The sequence below is a fragment of the Leuconostoc gasicomitatum LMG 18811 genome, from assembly GCF_000196855.1.
Taxonomy (GTDB): Bacteria; Bacillota; Bacilli; order Lactobacillales; family Lactobacillaceae; genus Leuconostoc; species Leuconostoc gasicomitatum.
This window is the reverse complement of record NC_014319.1, coordinates 339,953-359,130: the sequence shown is the minus strand read 5'-3', so window position 1 is coordinate 359,130 and position 19,178 is coordinate 339,953. Positions and strand designations below refer to the sequence as shown.

Below are 19,178 nucleotides of genomic sequence, written 5' to 3'. Positions count from 1 at the left end.
AACCTCTTCTATTAATTACGATATACTTTACTAGCATAACGATAAAATTTATATTTTGGGGTATCTTTATAAATTTTTATGACTTTTACAACATTTTTTCAAATCAAAAATCCATTTGAGATTTTCCACGATATTGTTCAGATGACATATGCCAAACAATATGATCTGATGTATCACTAATTTTGGCTTGTTCAAATCCTAAACGCTCAGGTATGTGACGACTACTGATATTTTCAATGTCATGGCTAATCCAAATATCAACTAAATTAAGTTCAGTAAATCCAATTTTCAGCAAATTACTGACGGCTTCGTGCATAAATCCTTTCCCTCTCTGCAAGGGTGTCAATACATAGCCAATTTCAGCATTGTTTTTTAATATATTTTGTCGAAAATCAATACTCCCAATTAGTTCATTTGTTTCTTTTAATGCAATGCCATATTTTTTTGTGTTGACAACATCTTGCCAAAAATAAGATTTGATCGCCTGATTTTCAACATTCTCAATGCTAGTGTTCAAAGTCCCAGATAACCACTGAACGGTATTTTCATCACTCAACCATTGATACATTTGTGACGCATCTGTTAATAAAACACGCCGTAACAATAACCTATCTGTTAATATTTCATTATAATCATCAATAGTTTTCATTATTCTACCCATTTTCATGAAAAAAGCCAGCATCAGCTGGCTTTTTCTAGTTTATAGTAGTGGTGTCTTACGTTTCATATACGAATCAACTAACTTTTCATAGACTCCAGGCTCCACACTATCTAAGGCTGGTCCCAAAACATCCATCGCTTTATCAAAGCTGTAATCCCGCTCATAGAACATACGAGCTTGTTCACTAGCGGCTGCAACACGATCGCTGCTCGTACGATAACGATTAGCATACTGTAATAATTGTTCCGTTAAAGATGCTTGGTCAACAAGTGTTTCTGTTTTCTCTTTTAACGTATCAATATCAGCCGAAACAATGTTAAGTTGTCTTTGCACCTCATCCATATCGATTAGATGTGCTTGCAGCGATTTAGCTAGTCTATTCAACTCATTAGATACTGCAAAAAAATACTCTAAGTAACTTGCTGGTAATCCGGGTAAATTCATGCGTTCAACAGCTTGTTTAATATTTTCAATTTCTTGTTGATATTGGCCACCAAATTGTCGTGCTGAATGTTGCGCTTTTTCAAGTCCTGAAATTTTCTCCCAGATTTCAACTTGTTGACTCTCAATTTCCGAGAAACGTTTTAACTGACTGTCTTGTTTGGCGCGTAACTCACTAAAAGACATTTCGGAAGCCTCGAGCAAATCATCGTTATGATTAACTTGTTCCTCGGTAGCATTGATTTGTTCCAACAATGTACGTCGTGTTTCTAATTCTTTATGATTGAACTGAAACCTTTGGCCTAAGCGATCTAACGTCATCGATAATTGACTATTTTGTTCGCGCAACCGTAATAAGTCTGATGACAACTGATCGGCATTTTTAGTAACTTCTTTTCTAGCCGTCACTTCTGTTTCCATCATGTCATATAATGTATCAATGCGTCGATCAATATAGCCATTTTGTTCTGACACTTCTTTTAACTTAAGCTCACCCAGTAATTGAAGAACCTGTTGGCGTTGTGCATCGATTGCTTCAAGTTCCTCCACCAATGTGTCATTTGGGAAAACATAACCTTGGGCAATGAGATCCGTGTGTCCCTGCACCAATTCATTCAATTGCTCAACATACACTGTGTCTAATTTTTCAAACAACGCCGGAATGTCAGCCATCATGTTTTCCATTTGTGTTGTTTCCATGGCTAATTGTTCATAAATATCAGAAGCAGTTGCGTGATCACCATTTTCCGTTAAACGTGTAAATTCGTCATAATCACCCTCAAGTTGCTTCAAAAAATTATCTAGACCTTTATTTGCTGGGCCAAATTTAAAGTTTTCTGCCAGCAAACGTTTACGTAAGTCATCATATTTCTTTTTTAAATCGTTAATGGCTTCGCGATGTGCTTCGTCAATCTTTTTTAATTCTGTTAAACCACTACGAACAGTGTTAATTGTACTCTCTGTATCATCAACCATAGCTTCTAAACGTGACAATTCGTGCCGCGTTTTAATAAAATTAATGCCCCGTGCTTCAAATAAAACAAGGTTGGCTTGTTGATCAATTTTCAAAAATTTATTATTTTTAACATCATTAAAACTACCTTCCAAACTTTGATACTGTTTTAAAGATTGTCCTGTTAATGCCAATTTACGTCCTTCAACCAATTCGTCACGAACCTTTAACGATGCTAGTTGTTCCTTTTTAGTTTGGTACGCGCTCACTCTTTTTACTGTGGTACGCTGCATGATAAATATTGCTAAATATGCGATGACAACGATACCTAAAATAATTGCTAATATAGTCAGATTCATGTGTTTTTATCCCATTTTTAATTGATAATCCCATTCTATCACGCGATTAGATGTAATGCTGAGTATCGCAATGTATTTTGCTAAATCTCAAATCGTTTACACCTTTCTTAATAACTTGCTTATCATAATCATTTCTGTTACTATTAAAAGAAGTTGTTAATTGAGTAGCAGTAAGTAAAGAAGCGCGTCAACAACGCCCCAAATCGTTAGTAAGGCCATAGCTACTGGTTCTGAGAAACGTCAAGTTCGGCGCTGCACGCATCTGGTGCTTACCCCTCAAATGTACGACAAACTACATTTTGGAGGACATTATATATGTCACGTTATACAGGTCCAAAGTGGCGCATTTCGCGTCGCTTAGGTGTTTCATTGTCTGGTACTGGTAAAGAATTATCACGTCGTGCATACGCACCTGGTGATCACGGTGCAGGTCGCCGCGCTAAAATTTCTGAATATGGTACACAATTGCGTGAAAAGCAAAAGTTGCGTTTCACTTACGGTTTGACAGAACGTCAATTCCATTCTTTGTTTAACAAAGCTGGTAAGATCCGTAAGGGTACACATGGTACTAACTTCATGATTTTGTTGGAACAACGTTTGGATTCACTTGTTTACCGTCTTGGTTTGGCCACAACACGCCAACAAGCACGTCAATTAGTTAATCATGGCCATATTATGGTCGATAGCAAACGTGTTGATATCCCTTCATTCAGCGTAACACCTGGTCAAGTTATTTCAGTTCGCGACAAGTCAAAAACTATTGTTCCTATTCAAGTAGCCGTTGAATCAGTTGTGGGTCATCCACAATTCGTTTCATTCGATGCTGAAAAGCTTGAAGGTTCATTAGTTCGCTTGCCAGAACGTGAAGAACTAGATGCCGACATTAATGAATCATTAATTGTCGAATATTACAACCGTTTGGGTTAATAACTTAATTCATTTGGTTGAAAACGTCACCGTTTTGGTGGCGTTTTTTCTTTTGTTTGTGTTGTGATTTAAATATAACGTATAATAGACATACTACAACGTATCGGAGAATAAAACATGGATATCAATGAGCGCTTACAAAAAGAACAACTTGGTGGTCAATCTCAAATAAACCCTGATGAACAAAAACATTACCTTGGCACATTTCGAGAACGCGTCGTGGTTGCTGTTAAATATTCACAACTAAGAAGTTTAGATGTTCAATCACAATTTGAAACCACTTTAAAATCACACAGTATGGGTAAAGTTTTAATTGATCAAAATATTGCTGGAGATAACTTTGCCCCCTATGTTGCTATAGCAACGCGTACAAAACACCCATTCACACTACTCTCTCATACAACAGAGTCTATACATCAAAACGATCCAATTGCTGTTTTATTAGCCGCAGATACTGCTGTCAATATTGACAACATATATTTAAATTAATAAGCTATTACTATACTATAAAAAGGAATCACCAAGGTTTAATATTATGCAGCAACCTCTCGCGTATCGTATGCGCCCAACTCAAATTGAAGAAATCGTTGGACAACCTCATCTCGTAGGTAGCGGTAAAATTATTCGACGAATGGTTGACGCTAAACGTCTTAGTTCCATGATTTTATATGGTCCACCAGGTACTGGAAAAACTTCAATCGCATCAGCTATTGCTGGATCTTCGAAATATGCATTTCGTATGTTAAATGCTGCGACAGATAGCCAAAAAGACCTTCAAATTGTCGCTGAAGAAGCTAAAATGTCTGGTACTGTCGTTTTGCTACTTGATGAAATTCATCGTTTAAATAAAATAAAACAGGATTTTTTATTACCTCATTTAGAATCTGGCGCAATTATTTTAATCGGCGCTACAACTGAGAATCCTTACATTAACGTAACGCCCGCCATTCGATCGCGAACTCAAATTTTTCAAGTCATGCCACTGACCGAAAACGACATCAAAATCGCCGTTAAACGTGCACTTGAAGATAAAGAAAAAGGCCTTGGCAATTATAACGTTATGCTCGATGATAATGCGATGGTACAACTATCTCGGGCGACAAATGGTGATCTACGCAGCGCACTAAACGGTTTAGAATTAGCTGTTTTATCAACACCTCCTAATAAAAAAGACAATATCATTAATATAACTTTGCCAATTATTGAAGAAACTGTACAACGCAAAGCAATGTCAGCTGATAAAGATGGCGATGCACATTACGACGTCATTTCAGCTCTTCAAAAATCTATTCGTGGTTCCGATGTTGATGCTGCCTTACATTATGCTGCACGAATCGTAGAATCCGGTGACTTACCAATTTTGACACGGCGCTTGACAGTTATTGCCTATGAAGACATCGGTTTAGCTAATCCATCCGCTGTTCAACATGCTGTAATAGCCATTCAAGCTGCTCAAACACTTGGATTTCCGGAAGCACGAATTCCTTTGGCAAATGCAATAATTGAACTCGCACTTTCTCCAAAGTCGAATGCAGCCTACCAAGCACTGGATATGGCGATTAATGATATTCATTCAGGTAAGGTGTCAGATATTCCCAACCATTTAAAAGATTCACATTATCAAGGTGCGGCTGATTTAGATCATGGTACATCGTATATTTATCCCCACGATTTCGATAATGACTGGGTCCCACAACAATATTTACCAGACAGTATCCGTGATGTCTCATATTTTCAACCTAAGGGCAACTCGAAAATTGAACAGTCATTCTATGATGTATACCATTCTTTAAAATTACAACAAAAAAAAGGCTTACAATGAGCATTATTTTGAAACTAATAATACAATCACTAGTTTCAAAATGTCAAGACTGGTTGTTGACATTTTTTCGCGTTATAATAAAGTATAGATTCCTCAGATATACGCATTGTTACATCATCAGCTTTTTCCTTACAACTTTTATTTCTCGGATTGGGATTTTCGACTTGACAGATAAGCCCTTTCATTCGGCAATCTAACAAGCGTTATGAACGATCCACCTCGACAATCTCGAGGAAAACCTGCGTAACGATTAACGGTATCATGAGTGTCTCGGGCATGTCCCGTGCGTCCACAATTGTGGACGCTTTTTTGTACAAAAAATTTGGCAACAAATATTCTCAAATTAATAGTAATTTATCAATGTAAGCGGTATACTTAAAGTATAAACAATATTAAAGGAGAATTCTTATGACAGCAAACTATAACAACATTTTAGTGCCAATGGATGGTTCAAAAGAATCAGAAGCCGCACTTGTTCGCGCCATTGAGTTAACAAATGATGCTGGTGACAATGGTATTTTATCAATTTTGAACGTCATTGATACACGTGCTTTTCAAAATGTAGCCAGCTTTGATGATACAATGGTCGAAGCTGTCTCTGATGAAACGCGTAAAACACTTGATAAATACAAGCAACAAGCCATTGATGCAGGTGTTAAAAACGTTGACTATCTCATTGAATATGGTTCACCAAAAGCATTGATTGCTAAGGACGTCCCAAATGAAGTTAATGCCGACATCATCGTTATTGGTGCTACTGGTTTAAACGCTGTAGAGCGCTTAGTTATCGGTTCTGTTACTGAGTTTGTGACAAGAACAGCCAATATTGATGTATTAGTTGTTCGCGGTTGATCTTTAACACTATTAATTTTGACACATACATCTTTTACAAATATTATTAAAGTATATTAAAAAGTCGCCAACTCTGCATACAGAGTTGGCGACTTTTTAATATATGATAGTTTTAATTAAAACGCAACAGTATCTAACGCTGACAAACGTTCCTCTGTTGTTTTACGATTTGATAAGAAAGCTGCCATTCTAGCATCGTGTAAGTAACGTTTAGCAGAAAGATCGTTACCTCGCTTTTTCTCGACATTAGCCAACATCTCACTCAAATCCGGAACCCAGAACAGATCAACACGTTTGCGCAATGCTAATAAACCTTCTTCTAGTATTTGCGCTGCCTTATCTAATTCATTTTGCTCAATCAAAAACTCGGCATAGTACTGACGGCCTTGCAGTGCCCCGTGAAATTCTAATTCGTTTGCCGTCAATAAATTAGGCTCCAGTTCATAGGCCAGGCTAAACTTTTCCTTAGCAGTTTCAATATCACCTTGTAAGTAATAGTTTGTTCCCATTTGACGATAAGCATAAAACGAATAAAAATCTCCCAAAGATGGTGTTTTTTTATCTACTGCTAAGTTAGCGTAATAAATTACTTTCGCAAAATCCTTTTTATTGTAGCATTCATCAGTCGCTTTTAAAATATAATAAGCTTGAATTGTAGGTGAATTTTGGCTCAAGGCTTTTTCAAATTCTGAGAACTCAGCTAAAGCATCATGCTTCATTTGCAATACAACTTTTCCCAATAATTCTTTAGCTTTTTGCGTTAAAAAATCACCGGATACAAATTCTGAAATTTCCAAATTCAAGCGGTCTAATATAGCCAATAATACATCAGCATTAGGCACACGATTTTGGTTTTCAACTAAAGAAATTGTGGCTTGTGTTGTGATACCTTCTGCTAATTCAACTTGCGACAAACGCATTTTTTTACGTGCAGTACGGATGGCTTTACCATCAAAACTGTCTTTTCTACTATTTTTTACCATTAATTAAACTTCCCTATCTTTTCTTCACCCAAAGTAACAAATTGATAACTTAATTGCGCATTTTTTTCAAATTCTGCAAAACCATATGTTATTAACATATCTACAAGCTTTACATTATCAATATCTGAATAATCCCACAGTCGTTTAAACAACGACATATTTGTAAAACCAGGCAATGTATTTGGTTCCCCTAGATATGGTACATTGTTCTCATCTAACAAGAAATCCATCCTTGCCTCACCTCGTAAATTCAGAACTTTATAAGCTTGTATAGCCATATCTTTTACTTCATTTGTTACAGATTCTGGTAACTTCGCAGGAATTTCAAAAAGCACATCTGAATTATCGACAAACTTATTATTGTAATCATACCATGCATCACCAGAACCTTGATTTGGTAATGTATGCGCCCCAATTTCCGATACAATTGGCTCTTCGTTACCAATCACACCAACTTCCAGTTCTCGTGATCCTTTGACAGCTTGTTCAACTAAAACTTTATAGTCATATTGAAATGAATCTGACAGAGCTGCTTCAAATTCAACTGCATTTTTAGCACGAGAAATACCAACAGAGGAACCTTGGTTAGCTGCTTTGACAAAAACAATATCACCGAGTGCTGCGACAACTTTTTCCCACGTCCATTCTTTAGCAGTCTTAGGATCGAGAACTACATATTTTGTATTACGAATACCATTGACTGTCAATAACTCTTTGGTCATCGCCTTATCAAAACTCACTGCATGACCGCGTAATGGTGCACCAACATAAGGTTTGTTCAATAATTTAAACAATCCTTGTAGTGTACCATCCTCACCCAAATTACCATGTACAACTGGGAAAAATATATCGAAATCGCCACCTTCGCTTAATGCACTAATGCGAGCCAATGGATCAGTCGTATCAATTTTTGCCATGTAGGCATCAACAATTGGTTGTTCATCTTCTAATGCTAGCACACGGTTTGAACTTTCTGGATCTAAAAAGTAGCCATTTTGTGCAATTGCAAAAACCGTTATTTCGTATTTCCCGGTTGCTTTAATTGCATCATAAAAATTTTGAGCCGAACGTTTTGATACATCGTGTTCTGATGAATTACCACCAAATAATAAAGCAACATGTTTTTTAGTCATTATATTTCACTCCGAATTTTATTATATCAAAAATGAGGTAATATTGCTCAACATACCTTTTTAAGTTAAGTAATCTTTTGTTTGTTCAGCATAATCATACAATTTTTTTGGTACGTTTTGTGATCCACGCAAAATAATTTCGTGAAAAAAACGTGACCTATTATATAATTGATGCCATTGTGCTTCTGTTTTCAAATCACGCTGCGTGACAAGATCTTTTCGCCATAATTTCAATGTTAATAGGATATAATCAGCATACAGTTCATGAGCATTAGCCGCATATATAACAACTTCAACTAATCGCTCAGTTTCACCCATCATTAACGGTTGTTTCAATTCACGATAACCAGCTAACATACTTGCCAACAAAAATAATTTATCCGCACGCATTAGTTGTGGCATCATAAAAAGTTCAGCCAATACATTTCCAATATGCGTAAATGCGTGTGCCCAACCGTTTGTACCAATAAACCCTCGTGTATCACGTTCAAGAGCCACATATAAAGCTACTTGGTTAATAACAAGATCCATTTGATCTGCAGACATAAAGTGTATTTTAGTTCGTTGTGTAAAGAGCAATAACGATAGCACTAATATGCTGAACGATCGGCCATAAATCCCATCATTTTCTGGTTCTAAAATATGTGAAAATAATTGTTCATCTGACACAAGACGTTGCGTTAATAAACGAAGTTGATCTTCAGAAATCAACTCATTTTGTATTATATCACTTAGAAACAAAAAAGCACCTGTATCACGATATTTTGGTAACGGGTTGGCTAGTTGTGTGATCGCTAACTGTATATCTTCATCAGAAATTGTCGTTACTTTTATATTATCTAACATCCCCTCAGTGCGTATATCTAACTGATGATCGTATGTTTGAAATCGCTCCAAAGCATGTTCGCCATTTTTAGGTAACACAACTGGCGTAGTGCCTTGAGATGGCAACGTCATCAAATTGTCTGACATTAGTGGACCTAATGATTGAAATATATCACCCTTGCGCGTTTTTTGACGTAAAACACTAAATTTTTTTTTGATTTCTTTTAGTTCATCCATTAAATTGAAAATCCTGTTGCTTCTTTAAAAGTGTCATTTTGTTGCTGATAACCAATTGTTAGAATTAAACCCACGCCAATTAAGTTACCAAGTAACGAGGAACCACCTTGAGATATAAATGGTAATGGGATACCAGTTAATGGTAGCAACCCAATACTCATACCAATATTTTCAAAAACATGAAACAAAACCATCATGACAACACCCGTTGCAATATAAGCATAAAAAGCGTTTTGTGCTTTAAATGTTGCTCGTATCAGTCTATAAATCAGGCCAAAATACAAGGCAATTAATATTGCCCCACCAATAAAGCCAAAACTTTCGCCAATAACTGAAAAAATCATATCAGATTCTCGAACTGGCACATAGACTTTTAAATTGCCAAACCCATTACCAGTTAGTTGTCCAGATCCAATTGCCTTTAAACTCTGAAATGTTTGGTATCCTGAAGCTGATGTATCTTGATCCGGATGCAACCAAGTTTGAATACGATCAAATTGATATAATTTAAATCCCAATGCATCCAGAATTATTTTGCCAGTAGCTGAGGTCACAAGTGCTAGTAATGTCACACCTATCGTTGCTACGATACCAATCACAGGTGCTAAAATTCGCCACGTAATGCCAGAGACCAAAGCAACACCTCCAAATATAGCAATAAATACTAACAATGTTCCCAAATCGTTTTGCAAGGCAATTAGCACAGCAATTGGCAAAAACCAAAGTGCCATTTTTCCTAACAAAAGTCCGTCCGATCGCGTTGTATGATGTTCGTATAATCTATTATGCTGTGCAACAACTCGACTCAACATTAAAATAAATGCTGGTTTAACAACTTCAGATGGTTGAAATGAAATAGGCCCTAGAACAAACCAGGATTTAGCTCCTGTTAAATTTGCCATCTGCCTGTCATACAGAACTAAAACAGCAACTAATAAAAAGATACCTAACCCATAAGCTATCGGTGCCAAACGCCAAAGTTGAGAGGCATCAAAACGTAATAGGAATATAATAATCAATGTGCCAATTATCCAAAAAACACCTTGCACAATGGTCGTTCTTAAAGCCATTTGCATCGTTCCATACTGAGAATGGAGTGCTGCTTGAAAAATAGAACTCAATCCAATAATCATAAATAATAATAGCGCTAAAATAATACCCCAGTCTAGTTCTGAACCGGATGTACGGCTACTCATTTGTCGTGATGGTGTACGCTGCATGTTGGTGTTCCTCGTCTATGTACAAGCCCTCATCATAAATATGATAAGGGCTTCTGTCATTATATTATTGATATAAATTAAAACTAGCTAGAATAGCCTGTAAAGCGTCATCCTGTGTCTTAGCTTGATTAATAACTGCTTGTTGTCCAAAATACCCCACAAAACCGCGGTCTGCTTTTTCGATATAACCAACTTGTTTATTATCAATCATCACTTGCGTTTGGTCTGTCACAACTACAAGGTCTACACTAAAATTTTGATTCTTTTTCCGCATTTTATAACCCTTTACGATTTGATTTCATGTGTTCAAGCAAAGCGCCTGCTCCCTTGGCAACATTGTCAAGTGGTGAATCAGAAACAACGACTGGCACTTCTAATGCATCAGCCAGTAATTGATCCATGCCATGAAGAAGTGCCCCACCACCTGTTAGCATAATCCCACGATCAATAATATCTGCTGCCAATTCTGGGGGGAGTTTTGACAAAACTGAATGTGCTGCGCGAACAATCTGTTGTAGTGTGTCATGTAACGCTTCTTCTACCTCGTTAGAGTGAATTGTAATCGTCTTTGGCATACCTTCGAAATTATCACGACCACGAACTTCCATAGTCAAAGGTTCATCAACAGGCAATGCAGAACCAATTTGAATTTTAATTGTTTCTGCTGTCCGTTCACCAACAATTAAGTTATGGTGTTTTTTTAAGTAAGCAACGATATCAAAGTTCATTTTATCACCAGCCACACGAATTGACTCAGAAACAACGATATCCCCCAATGACAGTACAGCAATATCCGACGTACCACCACCCATATCAATAACCATGGATCCAATTGGCTTAAAAATATCTAATCCTGCACCAACTGCTGCAACTTTTGGTTCATATTCTAAATATACTTTGGCGCCACCAGCTTTTTCAGCAGCTTGAATAATAGCTTTACGCTCAATTTCAGTAATATTAGTTGGTGCACAAATCATAATATTTGGCTTCGACATGAATCCCTTCACGTTAAGTTTGTCCACAAAATACGTTAGCATCGCTTCCGTCACATCAAAGTCCGAAATAACACCATCTTTTAGCGGCCGCACGGCACGAATATTTCCTGGTGTCCGGCCTACCATACGATAAGCTTCTGAACCAACTGCCAACACGCGATCGGTCTTGTCATCAACTGCCACCACTGATGGCTCATTTAATACAATGCCCTTGCCTTCTACATAAATGAGAACGTTGGCTGTTCCCAAATCAATGCCAATATCTTTTGCCATGTTTAATCTCCAAATTTAGTATTTTAATAAATGAGTACATACGTACCGACTTGTCTATATAATCTAATCAATTATACCATAATTATGAGGTGCTTTTGGACTACTTTCCAAACACTGCGCTTGGCATTGCTAGTATCCAGTTAGTCAGGGAGATAAAAAAACTTGCTAACAAATAACCAACCACAATTGCCATAACAATCTTCAAAAACATCGCTTGCGTGGGCGTATATGGCATAAATTTTGCAAAATTTATTGGTCTTATTAACCAAAAAACAAAATAGACAGCAAGTATGTTAATACTCAACATAAATATTGGACTCATAGTATTATCGGTCTTTCTTGATTATTATCAAATTCTTTCAGCTTAACTTTTAAAACGCCTGTATTTAGATAATGTCGTGGTTTTATTATATCAATAAGTTCGTGCTTTTTGTAACTTATCCAGTAAAATTTTACGCAATTGCTAATAAAAAAGCCTATAAGCTTTTTTAACTCATACGCCTTCTTTATCGATGTTTTGTCAAATCAACATCTTCCAATTTAATTTTTTTTGTCTTATAACGAATTTTATAGGTCACAAACAAAATAATAAATAGTGGAACTGATAAATACGTCACAGCTATTTTTTCCCAATTTAAATTCGTGAAGCTTGCAGGATCTTGACCAATAATAACACCCATCGAAATAATCAAAGCAAATATTGGGCCAAAAGGAAACCATTTAGCTTTATATTTTAGATCACTTAATTGTTTACCTTGAGCAATATATGCTCGTCGGAAACGATAATGCGAAATTGCAATTCCAACCCAAGCGATAAAACCTGTCAAACCTGAAGCATTCACTAACCACGTATAGGCTACCGATCCACCTTTAGTGTTAGAAATAAAAGCTAACAAGCCAATAATAGTTGTTAGAATTAACGCTGCAACCGGCACCCCACGCTTTGATAGCTTAGCAAATATTTTAGGCGCTTCGCCTTTACGTGCCATAGCATACAGCATACGGGTTGACGCGTAAGAACCAGAATTTGCTGACGACACAATTGATGTTAAAATAACTGCGTTCATTAAACTTGCAGCAAACGCAATTCCTGCATTTTTAAAAACAATTGTAAATGGTGATACAGCAATATTTTCTGTAGAAGAACTTAGCAAGCGTGGATCACGGTAATATACCAAGGCTGAGATAACAAAAATTGCTAAAATATAGAACAATAGAATACGCCAAAATACTTGATTAATTGCTTTTGGCACTGATTTATCAGGATTTTCTGCCTCACCGGCAGTAATACCAATTAATTCTGTTCCTTGAAATGAAAAACCAGCAACAACAAAAACTGACAAAATAGCTTGTGGTCCGCCAACAAAGCCATGGTTACCAACAGATAAGTTTTTCATAACATTCACATCAGAATGTATAACACCAAAAATCGTGGCCAATCCAACAATAAGAAAGGCAATAATTGTGATTACTTTAATCATTGATAGCCAAAATTCTGCTTCACCAAACGCGCCGACTGAAAATAGATTAATTAAAAAAATGAATACTAAGGCAACGGCTGAAAAAATCCAACCTGGTACATCAGGAAACCAAAATTTCGATACCAAGCCAACCGCTACAATATCGACAGCTAATGTAATTGCCCAGTTAAACCAGTAATTCCACCCCATAGCAAAACCCAATGCCGGATCAACATATTTGCCAGCATAATCAGAAAAGGAACCTGAAGTCGGCGCGTAAGTTGCCATTTCACCCAAACTTGTCATTAAAAAGTAAACCATGACACCGATAGCCAGATAGGCCACAATTGCACCAAAAGGCCCTGCCTGAGCCACTGTAGCACCAGAAGCAACAAAAAGTCCCGTCCCAATTGACCCTCCTAAAGCTATCATAGATACATGGCGTGTTTTCAAATTACGTTTCATACCATCTTGTTGCTCGCTCATAAAAAAATCTCCCTAGTCGGGGCAAATAAAAAGCCCCTTTCTAAATACATAGAAAGAGGTTCAAAAAGTCATTGTTTAATCAACTTTTCAAAGCACATCACGTTGCGTGACAGTCTAACAACTATTAATTGTTAGCCCAGTATTATTCTGCCAAGAATAACACTTCGGCAACCGTCCCTTTTACGTCAATTCAACATCCTTGGCGGACTCATTCACGTGACTCATGTTGGTTGCAACCTCTTTGATAACTTGAATATCATATCATTTTTAAATTAAAGTGTCAATTTCTAATACATGTCGCCAATGTTTGGCACGTTTTCGATATTGATATTCACTCAATTGCCACCAGAAATAACCAAAAAATAATGATCCTAAACCGCTTGAAAATGGCATGTCGTTACGTTGTATACAGGCCATTAACATTAGCCACCAAAGAAAAATAGTAACCATTGTCAATCCCTGACGCATCCGGCGATTCTTAACAAGATTTGGCATAATAATCACGGCTATAGTTGCTAATAATTGTAACCACCATAATAATAGTATATTAGGTATGGCTGGCCCAAGCTTGGGACCTGATAACCAGTGGATTTGCAGAATAAATGATATTGTCAACGCTAGCAGCATTGACAGCACTTGTGTGATAATAAACCACCACATAGCAATTTTATAATTCATAAAATAAAGTAAACTAGATACAAGCACCATAGCGGGCACCAAAATCCAATAGTGAGCAAATAAGCCACCAAAATTTATCCAATTTTGTACGCCATGTGGGATTAAATTTTGGATGACCAAAGATGCCCCATTATCAATAACATGCATAAATAACATATCAAATCTGATTTGAATTGCCAAAAATAGAAACAATGCACTAAAGACAAGTATTAGTAATTTTCTTAGTTTATCAGGCTGTATTAACATTCTATTAACTCTCTTGTTTATTTACCACGATAATTGTACCATTATATACAATGTTGTCTTTTAAATTGTTAATTTTTGTTATAATTTAATATTGTCTTTATCTCTGCCTAGTATCATGAAAATATGTGATTTTTAATTATCATGCACTAATTGCGCAATACTAACTATCAGGAGAGCTTCCATCATGGAACCTAAACCAAACTCACGTTTAAATCGTCATCAAAGTCCCAGTCACAAATTGCGTAATAGTATTCTTTTTTTAATGGCAATACTATTAATCGTTGTTAGCTTCTTTATATGGCGAACAATCAGTAGCACAAAAGGTGTTGTTGACAAATCTTATGCTGGCGCTGGTTTAACTAAATCTCGTAATGTCTCTAATGTTATTAAAAGTGGCCGTCCTATTTCAATCTTATTGTATGGTACAGACACTGGTGAACTAGGACGCACATATCGTGGCCGTACGGATTCGATGATGTTGCTCTTGATCAACCCAAAAACAAAACAGACAACCATGGTTTCATTACCTCGTGACGCAATGGTTTCTATTGTCGGATATGAAGATACATTTCCTCAAAAACTTAACGCAGCTTATGCCTATGGCTCAACAGCAACATCAATTAAAACCGTAGAAGCATTTCTAAACATTCCAATTGATTTTTATGCTTTGGTCAACATGGGCGGCTTAGCCAACATGGTAAATCAGGTTGGTGGTATTTCAGTTGATTCACCACTCGATTTCACGTATAGTCAAGAAACTGCCCACGATTATGGTCCTAATCTTTACAGATTCCATAAGAACAGTGACAAATATGAACATTCTGATGATAATGGTAAAACTTGGTCTAAGTCAAAAACAAAGATGAACGGTGACGCTGCGTTAGCTTTCTCTCGCATGCGTTATGATGATCCTGAGGGCGACTATGGCCGTCAAAAACGTCAACGTATCGTCTTAGAAGGTTTAATAAAAAAATCTGCCAATGTCTCAACGTTGTTAAACAAAGAATTTATGTCCACTATTTCAAGCAACGTTCGCACAGATTTAACTTTTGGTGATATGACAACAATGGCTAGCAAGTACATCGATGCTAAAAATGATATTATTACTGAACATATGCAGGGTGTAAGCACAAGTTACCCTGATTCTGAAGGCAATAACGTGTCTTATGAAGTTATCCCTCAAAAAGAAAAACAACGTGCAACTAACTTAATACGTGAAGCTTTGGGCTTAAAATATGAACAAACTGGCCTACCATATGGTGGGGAGATACCTGCTGGATTATCAACAACTGCCACATCTTTACGTCCAGTTGGAGACAACAGTACTGCAACAAGTACTAGTGACAAGTGACACAGGTATACGATTTCGCACAAAATAATAATCATGAATCAATTAAAAAACTAGCATGCAACGGCAATTCAGTTGCGTGCTAGTTTTTTAATTAATTACTATCCAAAATAGTCTATCCCCATTGCATGGCGAACATCTTTCATCGTTTCTTCTGCAATAACATTAGCACGGTTAGAACCCTCTTGTAACATACGCAAAACAGCAGGTATATCTTGCGCATACTCTTGACGACGAACTCTAATTGGTGCCATTTCAGCTTCCATAACTTCAATGAGATACTTTTTAAGTTTCATGTCCCCTAAACCGCCAGCTGTGTACTGATCTTTTAAATCCTGCACATGTTGCTTATCAGTGTCAAAGATGTCTAAATAAGTAAAAACAATATTACCTTCAACATGCCCTGGATCGGAAATGTTAATATGCAGTGGATCTGTATACATAGCTTTCACTTTTTTTGCCATTGTATCCGTATCATCTGAAATATAAATACCATTTCCTAATGATTTAGACATTTTTGCATTGCCGTCAATACCTGGTAAACGTCCCTGACCTTTAGGTGGAAACACACCAACAGGTTCAACCAAAACATCAGAATGGTACGCATGATTAAACGAACGTACTAACTCACGTGTCTGTTCCAGCATTGGTTCTTGATCATCTCCAACCGGCACTTTAGTTGCACGGAAAATAGCAATGTCAGCTGCCTGTGACACAGGATAAGTTAAAAATCCTGCTGGAATGCCTTCCCCAAACCCTTTTTGTGAAATTTCAGATTTTACCGTTGGATTCCGCTGTAATCTAGCAACAGAAACTAAATTCATAAAATACTCTGTCAATTCAAACAAACCTTTAATTTGCGATTGAACAAATATGGTTGTTTTTTTCGGATCGATGCCAACAGCCAAATAATCTAAAGCAACTTCGGTTAACGCTTGATGAATTTTTTCTGGGTTTCGCGCATTATCTGTAAAAGCCTGCGTATCCGCAATCATCACAAATGGATCGAATTGACCTGAATTTTGCATTTGTACACGATTTTTTAATGATCCAATATAATGACCAATATGTAACTTACCTGTTGGGCGGTCACCTGTTAAATAAATTTCTTTAGACATATCAAACTTCCTTTACTTGCAACTTATAAAATATATTATACGATATATCAGAATAACTTCCTAGTTAAAAAAATTAGATTCAGGTTGACTTATGATGTGTAAAAGATTAGAATTATACCATTAATAACCAAAAAGGAGAATTTAATATATGAAATATGCAGTAGTTGGCGCGGGTGCTATGGGGTTGCGATATGGTATATTACTTCAAGAAAATGCAGATGTTCAAGTAGATTTTATTGAACCAACACAGGCTAGCCTTGATAAAATAATTGCTCAAGGTAATAAAGTATGGAAATCGCGTGATCACAAAGAACGCCATGAAATAAAAATTAACATTTTCTCACCAGAATCATATGAAGGTACGCCAGATGTTTGGATATTCTTTATGAAACAAATGCAATTACAAGATACTTTAGATCGTTTAGCAACAAAATTCAAGTCTGGTCAAACCGCCCTAGGAGCAATGAATGGGATGGGTCACATCGAGAAATTACAGAAATATTTTGATGATGACCACATTATTGGTGGCACAGCCATGATTGCTACAATACTAAATGATTTTGGCGACGTTGATTTTATGGGTGATGAGGGAGCTGGTTCGTCTGTCTATGCTAATCTTACTGAGAAACCCTCAGAAACAATGACTGCACTACAAACTGACTTTAAAGCTGCCCATTTAAATCCATCTTATACAGAAAATTTCATGGGGACTTTATTGACTAAAGTTTTCTTCAATGCCGTTGAAAATTCTATTGCCACCATGTTCCAATCACGTATGGGGCAGCTCATGGCTTATGATGGCTTTTTAGAAGGCATTGCACGTCCCCTTATTAATGAAGCTTATGATGCTGCTGAAGCTGCTGGTATTGAATTGATTGAAACACGTGATGATATGGTTGATCAAGTTGATTATGTATCAAATGTATCAAACCCCCTTCACTTTCCTTCCATGTATCAAGATTTTGTTAAGGGTCGGCCCACAGAAGTTGATTATATCAATGGTTGGATTGCTAATCTGGCAGATGAAAATGGGACCCAAGCACCAAACCATCATTTGGTGACAAACTTTGTACATCTTGCTGAATCTATGCGTAAGTTCACACCACCTGTAAATAAACTAGCACCTGATTATACTGGTGCGTAGTAAAAAGAGCATGCCATATTGTGGCATGCTCTTTTTACTGCAATAATGCTAGCGTTTTGACATGTTTTTGACCATTAAAATATTTATCTAACGCCTGTTTATAAAGCATTGAACTGCTAATTTGACTAAACAACGTCAAACTCGCTTGGAATTTTTCAGCATCAACTGCGCCAAATACCAATACCGGATCGTTTGTTTCTAAGGTAAGTGTTATAGTAATAATTTTTTCTAAACGTTTTTTTAATATTGCATCATTCAAATATGCATATGCCTCTTTTTGATCATGAATGCCATAATAAATTGCCCGTTCGCTACGTCCCAAACCACTGAGTTGTGGCACAACAAACCACATCCAATGTGTTTTTTTCTGACCATTTTCAAGTTCAATTACTGCATCTTCATAACTGCTAACACCAACTATTTCACCATTTTGAGCATCTATAAATCTTTGTAACTCACTATTTAGCGTCAATACCTGCACACTATTTGTTTTTTTATACTGGCGATATATACGATAAACTGCTTGACCAGAAAAAGTGAGATGCATATGATCAATTGTTTGCGGTGAAACCCATTTTTTAGCATCTATTTCTGTTTCATCCACGTTATTGTCTTCAGAAAGCCAGTCATTTAGTAGAAAAACATTCGTATACAGTTTAGCAGTGTCACCATTTGGATAACGCGCAACAAAATTGCGACCAGATATTGCCCCCATTAACTTAAGTTTATCAGGATCAGCGTGTATACCAGCTTCTTCCAGCACCTCACGCGCTGCATTTTCTTGCCATGACATCTCAGGTTCAATATACCCACCTGGAAAAGCCCATCCGGCAAAATCACGATTATATATCATCAATAACTCGCCTTTTTTATTTTCAATCACAACATCAGTTGTTGGCATAACGAGTTCAAAATCATGGCCAATAATTTTACGTATTTTAGCAACATAAGAATCTTTATATGGCATATTCTCGATATATTCCTTTCATCATGTTATTATCTTTAATTATATCAATTA

At 36.6% G+C, this 19,178-nt stretch carries 19 protein-coding genes and 1 riboswitch; of the genes, 6 read left to right on the top strand and 13 right to left on the bottom strand.

The features are described 5' to 3' along the window. Positions 1-103: 103 nt before the first annotated feature. A complete protein-coding gene (locus tag LEGAS_RS01735) occupies positions 104-649 on the bottom strand; it encodes a GNAT family N-acetyltransferase (protein WP_013231225.1) in 546 nt (181 codons plus the stop codon). Between the two features lie 51 nt (positions 650-700). Continuing rightward, positions 701-2,413 (bottom strand): septation ring formation regulator EzrA, encoded by a 1,713-nt coding sequence (gene ezrA, locus LEGAS_RS01730; RefSeq protein ID WP_013231224.1) that lies wholly within the window; start codon positions 2,411-2,413, stop codon positions 701-703. Positions 2,414-2,728: 315 nt separating this feature from the next. Here ezrA and rpsD point away from each other — a divergent pair, with 315 nt between their 5' ends. The 4 genes from rpsD to LEGAS_RS01710 all read left to right on the top strand — a co-directional run bounded on the left by rpsD (position 2,729) and on the right by LEGAS_RS01710 (position 6,014). Further along, positions 2,729-3,340, top strand: coding sequence for a 30S ribosomal protein S4 (rpsD, locus tag LEGAS_RS01725; RefSeq protein ID WP_010016454.1), 612 nt, complete (start codon positions 2,729-2,731; stop codon positions 3,338-3,340). A 117-nt stretch (positions 3,341-3,457) separates the two neighbouring features. After that, positions 3,458-3,829 carry a DUF1694 domain-containing protein gene (locus LEGAS_RS01720; RefSeq protein WP_010388017.1) on the top strand — a complete coding sequence of 124 codons (372 nt, stop codon included), beginning with the start codon at positions 3,458-3,460 and terminating at the stop codon, positions 3,827-3,829. A 46-nt stretch (positions 3,830-3,875) separates the two neighbouring features. After that, positions 3,876-5,162 carry a replication-associated recombination protein A gene (locus LEGAS_RS01715; protein ID WP_010388015.1) on the top strand — a complete coding sequence of 429 codons (1,287 nt, stop codon included), beginning with the start codon at positions 3,876-3,878 and terminating at the stop codon, positions 5,160-5,162. Positions 5,163-5,570: 408 nt separating this feature from the next. Then, positions 5,571-6,014 (top strand): universal stress protein, encoded by a 444-nt coding sequence (locus LEGAS_RS01710; RefSeq protein ID WP_010016459.1) that lies wholly within the window; start codon positions 5,571-5,573, stop codon positions 6,012-6,014. 116 nt (positions 6,015-6,130) lie between these two features. Here the strand turns inward: LEGAS_RS01710 and LEGAS_RS01705 are convergent, their stop codons facing one another. The 9 genes from LEGAS_RS01705 to LEGAS_RS01665 form a co-directional block, all read right to left on the bottom strand. After that, a complete protein-coding gene (locus tag LEGAS_RS01705; protein WP_013231223.1) occupies positions 6,131-6,997 on the bottom strand; it encodes a helix-turn-helix domain-containing protein in 867 nt (288 codons plus the stop codon). Next, the gene (locus LEGAS_RS01700; RefSeq protein WP_010383809.1) at positions 6,997-8,130 is read right to left on the bottom strand and encodes a D-alanine--D-alanine ligase family protein; all 1,134 of its coding nucleotides are present in this window, start codon (positions 8,128-8,130) and stop codon (positions 6,997-6,999) included. The genes LEGAS_RS01705 and LEGAS_RS01700 overlap by 1 nt, the downstream gene beginning before the upstream one ends. A 60-nt stretch (positions 8,131-8,190) precedes the next feature. Beyond that, complete coding sequence (locus LEGAS_RS01695) at positions 8,191-9,192, bottom strand: DUF2785 domain-containing protein (RefSeq protein WP_013231222.1); 1,002 nt, start codon at positions 9,190-9,192, stop codon at positions 8,191-8,193. Continuing rightward, positions 9,192-10,412, bottom strand: a complete 1,221-nt coding sequence (locus LEGAS_RS01690) for an FtsW/RodA/SpoVE family cell cycle protein (protein ID WP_013231221.1) — start codon at positions 10,410-10,412, stop codon at positions 9,192-9,194. Before LEGAS_RS01690 ends, LEGAS_RS01695 begins: the two co-directional genes overlap by 1 nt. A gap of 64 nt (positions 10,413-10,476) precedes the next feature. Further along, a complete protein-coding gene (locus LEGAS_RS01685) occupies positions 10,477-10,686 on the bottom strand; it encodes a DUF2969 family protein (RefSeq protein WP_010383814.1) in 210 nt (69 codons plus the stop codon). A 1-nt stretch (position 10,687) separates the two neighbouring features. Beyond that, entirely contained in the window at positions 10,688-11,680 is a 993-nt protein-coding gene (gene mreB / locus LEGAS_RS01680; RefSeq protein WP_010015915.1) for a rod shape-determining protein, read from the bottom strand. Between the two features lie 100 nt (positions 11,681-11,780). Then, positions 11,781-12,002, bottom strand: coding sequence for a DUF1146 family protein (locus tag LEGAS_RS01675; RefSeq protein WP_013231220.1), 222 nt, complete (start codon positions 12,000-12,002; stop codon positions 11,781-11,783). A 184-nt stretch (positions 12,003-12,186) separates the two neighbouring features. Further along, the gene (locus LEGAS_RS01670; protein ID WP_013231219.1) at positions 12,187-13,626 is read right to left on the bottom strand and encodes an amino acid permease; all 1,440 of its coding nucleotides are present in this window, start codon (positions 13,624-13,626) and stop codon (positions 12,187-12,189) included. A gap of 82 nt (positions 13,627-13,708) precedes the next feature. Next, a riboswitch (Lysine riboswitch) is annotated at positions 13,709-13,876 on the bottom strand. 17 nt (positions 13,877-13,893) lie between these two features. Further along, positions 13,894-14,550: a hypothetical protein gene (locus tag LEGAS_RS01665; protein ID WP_013231218.1), complete on the bottom strand. Its 657-nt coding sequence runs from the start codon at positions 14,548-14,550 to the stop codon at positions 13,894-13,896. A gap of 184 nt (positions 14,551-14,734) precedes the next feature. Here LEGAS_RS01665 and LEGAS_RS01660 point away from each other — a divergent pair, with 184 nt between their 5' ends. Further along, positions 14,735-15,901, top strand: a complete 1,167-nt coding sequence (locus tag LEGAS_RS01660) for an LCP family protein (RefSeq protein WP_013231217.1) — start codon at positions 14,735-14,737, stop codon at positions 15,899-15,901. 98 nt (positions 15,902-15,999) lie between these two features. Here LEGAS_RS01660 and trpS read toward each other — a convergent pair whose 3' ends face one another. Continuing rightward, positions 16,000-17,016 (bottom strand): tryptophan--tRNA ligase, encoded by a 1,017-nt coding sequence (gene trpS / locus LEGAS_RS01655; RefSeq protein ID WP_013231216.1) that lies wholly within the window; start codon positions 17,014-17,016, stop codon positions 16,000-16,002. A 148-nt stretch (positions 17,017-17,164) separates the two neighbouring features. Here trpS and LEGAS_RS01650 point away from each other — a divergent pair, with 148 nt between their 5' ends. Then, the gene (locus tag LEGAS_RS01650; RefSeq protein WP_010389628.1) at positions 17,165-18,160 is read left to right on the top strand and encodes a ketopantoate reductase family protein; all 996 of its coding nucleotides are present in this window, start codon (positions 17,165-17,167) and stop codon (positions 18,158-18,160) included. Positions 18,161-18,194: 34 nt separating this feature from the next. Here LEGAS_RS01650 and LEGAS_RS01645 read toward each other — a convergent pair whose 3' ends face one another. Continuing rightward, the gene (locus tag LEGAS_RS01645) at positions 18,195-19,127 is read right to left on the bottom strand and encodes a DUF1810 family protein (protein ID WP_013231215.1); all 933 of its coding nucleotides are present in this window, start codon (positions 19,125-19,127) and stop codon (positions 18,195-18,197) included. Positions 19,128-19,178 lie beyond the last annotated feature (51 nt).

What these genes read in the sequence shown, in the direction of transcription:
- LEGAS_RS01660 (WP_013231217.1), top strand. Translation starts at nt 14,735, where the DNA reads ATGGAACCTAAACCAAACTCACGTTTAAATCGTCATCAAAGTCCCAGT.
- LEGAS_RS01685 (WP_010383814.1), bottom strand. Translation starts at nt 10,686, where the DNA reads ATGCGGAAAAAGAATCAAAATTTTAGTGTAGACCTTGTAGTTGTGACA.
- LEGAS_RS01670 (WP_013231219.1), bottom strand. Translation starts at nt 13,626, where the DNA reads ATGAGCGAGCAACAAGATGGTATGAAACGTAATTTGAAAACACGCCAT.
- trpS (WP_013231216.1), bottom strand. Translation starts at nt 17,016, where the DNA reads ATGTCTAAAGAAATTTATTTAACAGGTGACCGCCCAACAGGTAAGTTA.
- LEGAS_RS01735 (WP_013231225.1), bottom strand. Translation starts at nt 649, where the DNA reads ATGAAAACTATTGATGATTATAATGAAATATTAACAGATAGGTTATTG.
- LEGAS_RS01705 (WP_013231223.1), bottom strand. Translation starts at nt 6,997, where the DNA reads ATGGTAAAAAATAGTAGAAAAGACAGTTTTGATGGTAAAGCCATCCGT.
- LEGAS_RS01695 (WP_013231222.1), bottom strand. Translation starts at nt 9,192, where the DNA reads ATGGATGAACTAAAAGAAATCAAAAAAAAATTTAGTGTTTTACGTCAA.
- LEGAS_RS01715 (WP_010388015.1), top strand. Translation starts at nt 3,876, where the DNA reads ATGCAGCAACCTCTCGCGTATCGTATGCGCCCAACTCAAATTGAAGAA.
- LEGAS_RS01645 (WP_013231215.1), bottom strand. Translation starts at nt 19,127, where the DNA reads ATGCCATATAAAGATTCTTATGTTGCTAAAATACGTAAAATTATTGGC.
- LEGAS_RS01700 (WP_010383809.1), bottom strand. Translation starts at nt 8,130, where the DNA reads ATGACTAAAAAACATGTTGCTTTATTATTTGGTGGTAATTCATCAGAA.
- mreB (WP_010015915.1), bottom strand. Translation starts at nt 11,680, where the DNA reads ATGGCAAAAGATATTGGCATTGATTTGGGAACAGCCAACGTTCTCATT.
- LEGAS_RS01675 (WP_013231220.1), bottom strand. Translation starts at nt 12,002, where the DNA reads ATGAGTCCAATATTTATGTTGAGTATTAACATACTTGCTGTCTATTTT.
- rpsD (WP_010016454.1), top strand. Translation starts at nt 2,729, where the DNA reads ATGTCACGTTATACAGGTCCAAAGTGGCGCATTTCGCGTCGCTTAGGT.
- LEGAS_RS01720 (WP_010388017.1), top strand. Translation starts at nt 3,458, where the DNA reads ATGGATATCAATGAGCGCTTACAAAAAGAACAACTTGGTGGTCAATCT.
- LEGAS_RS01650 (WP_010389628.1), top strand. Translation starts at nt 17,165, where the DNA reads ATGAAATATGCAGTAGTTGGCGCGGGTGCTATGGGGTTGCGATATGGT.
- ezrA (WP_013231224.1), bottom strand. Translation starts at nt 2,413, where the DNA reads ATGAATCTGACTATATTAGCAATTATTTTAGGTATCGTTGTCATCGCA.
- LEGAS_RS01710 (WP_010016459.1), top strand. Translation starts at nt 5,571, where the DNA reads ATGACAGCAAACTATAACAACATTTTAGTGCCAATGGATGGTTCAAAA.
- LEGAS_RS01690 (WP_013231221.1), bottom strand. Translation starts at nt 10,412, where the DNA reads ATGCAGCGTACACCATCACGACAAATGAGTAGCCGTACATCCGGTTCA.
- LEGAS_RS01665 (WP_013231218.1), bottom strand. Translation starts at nt 14,550, where the DNA reads ATGTTAATACAGCCTGATAAACTAAGAAAATTACTAATACTTGTCTTT.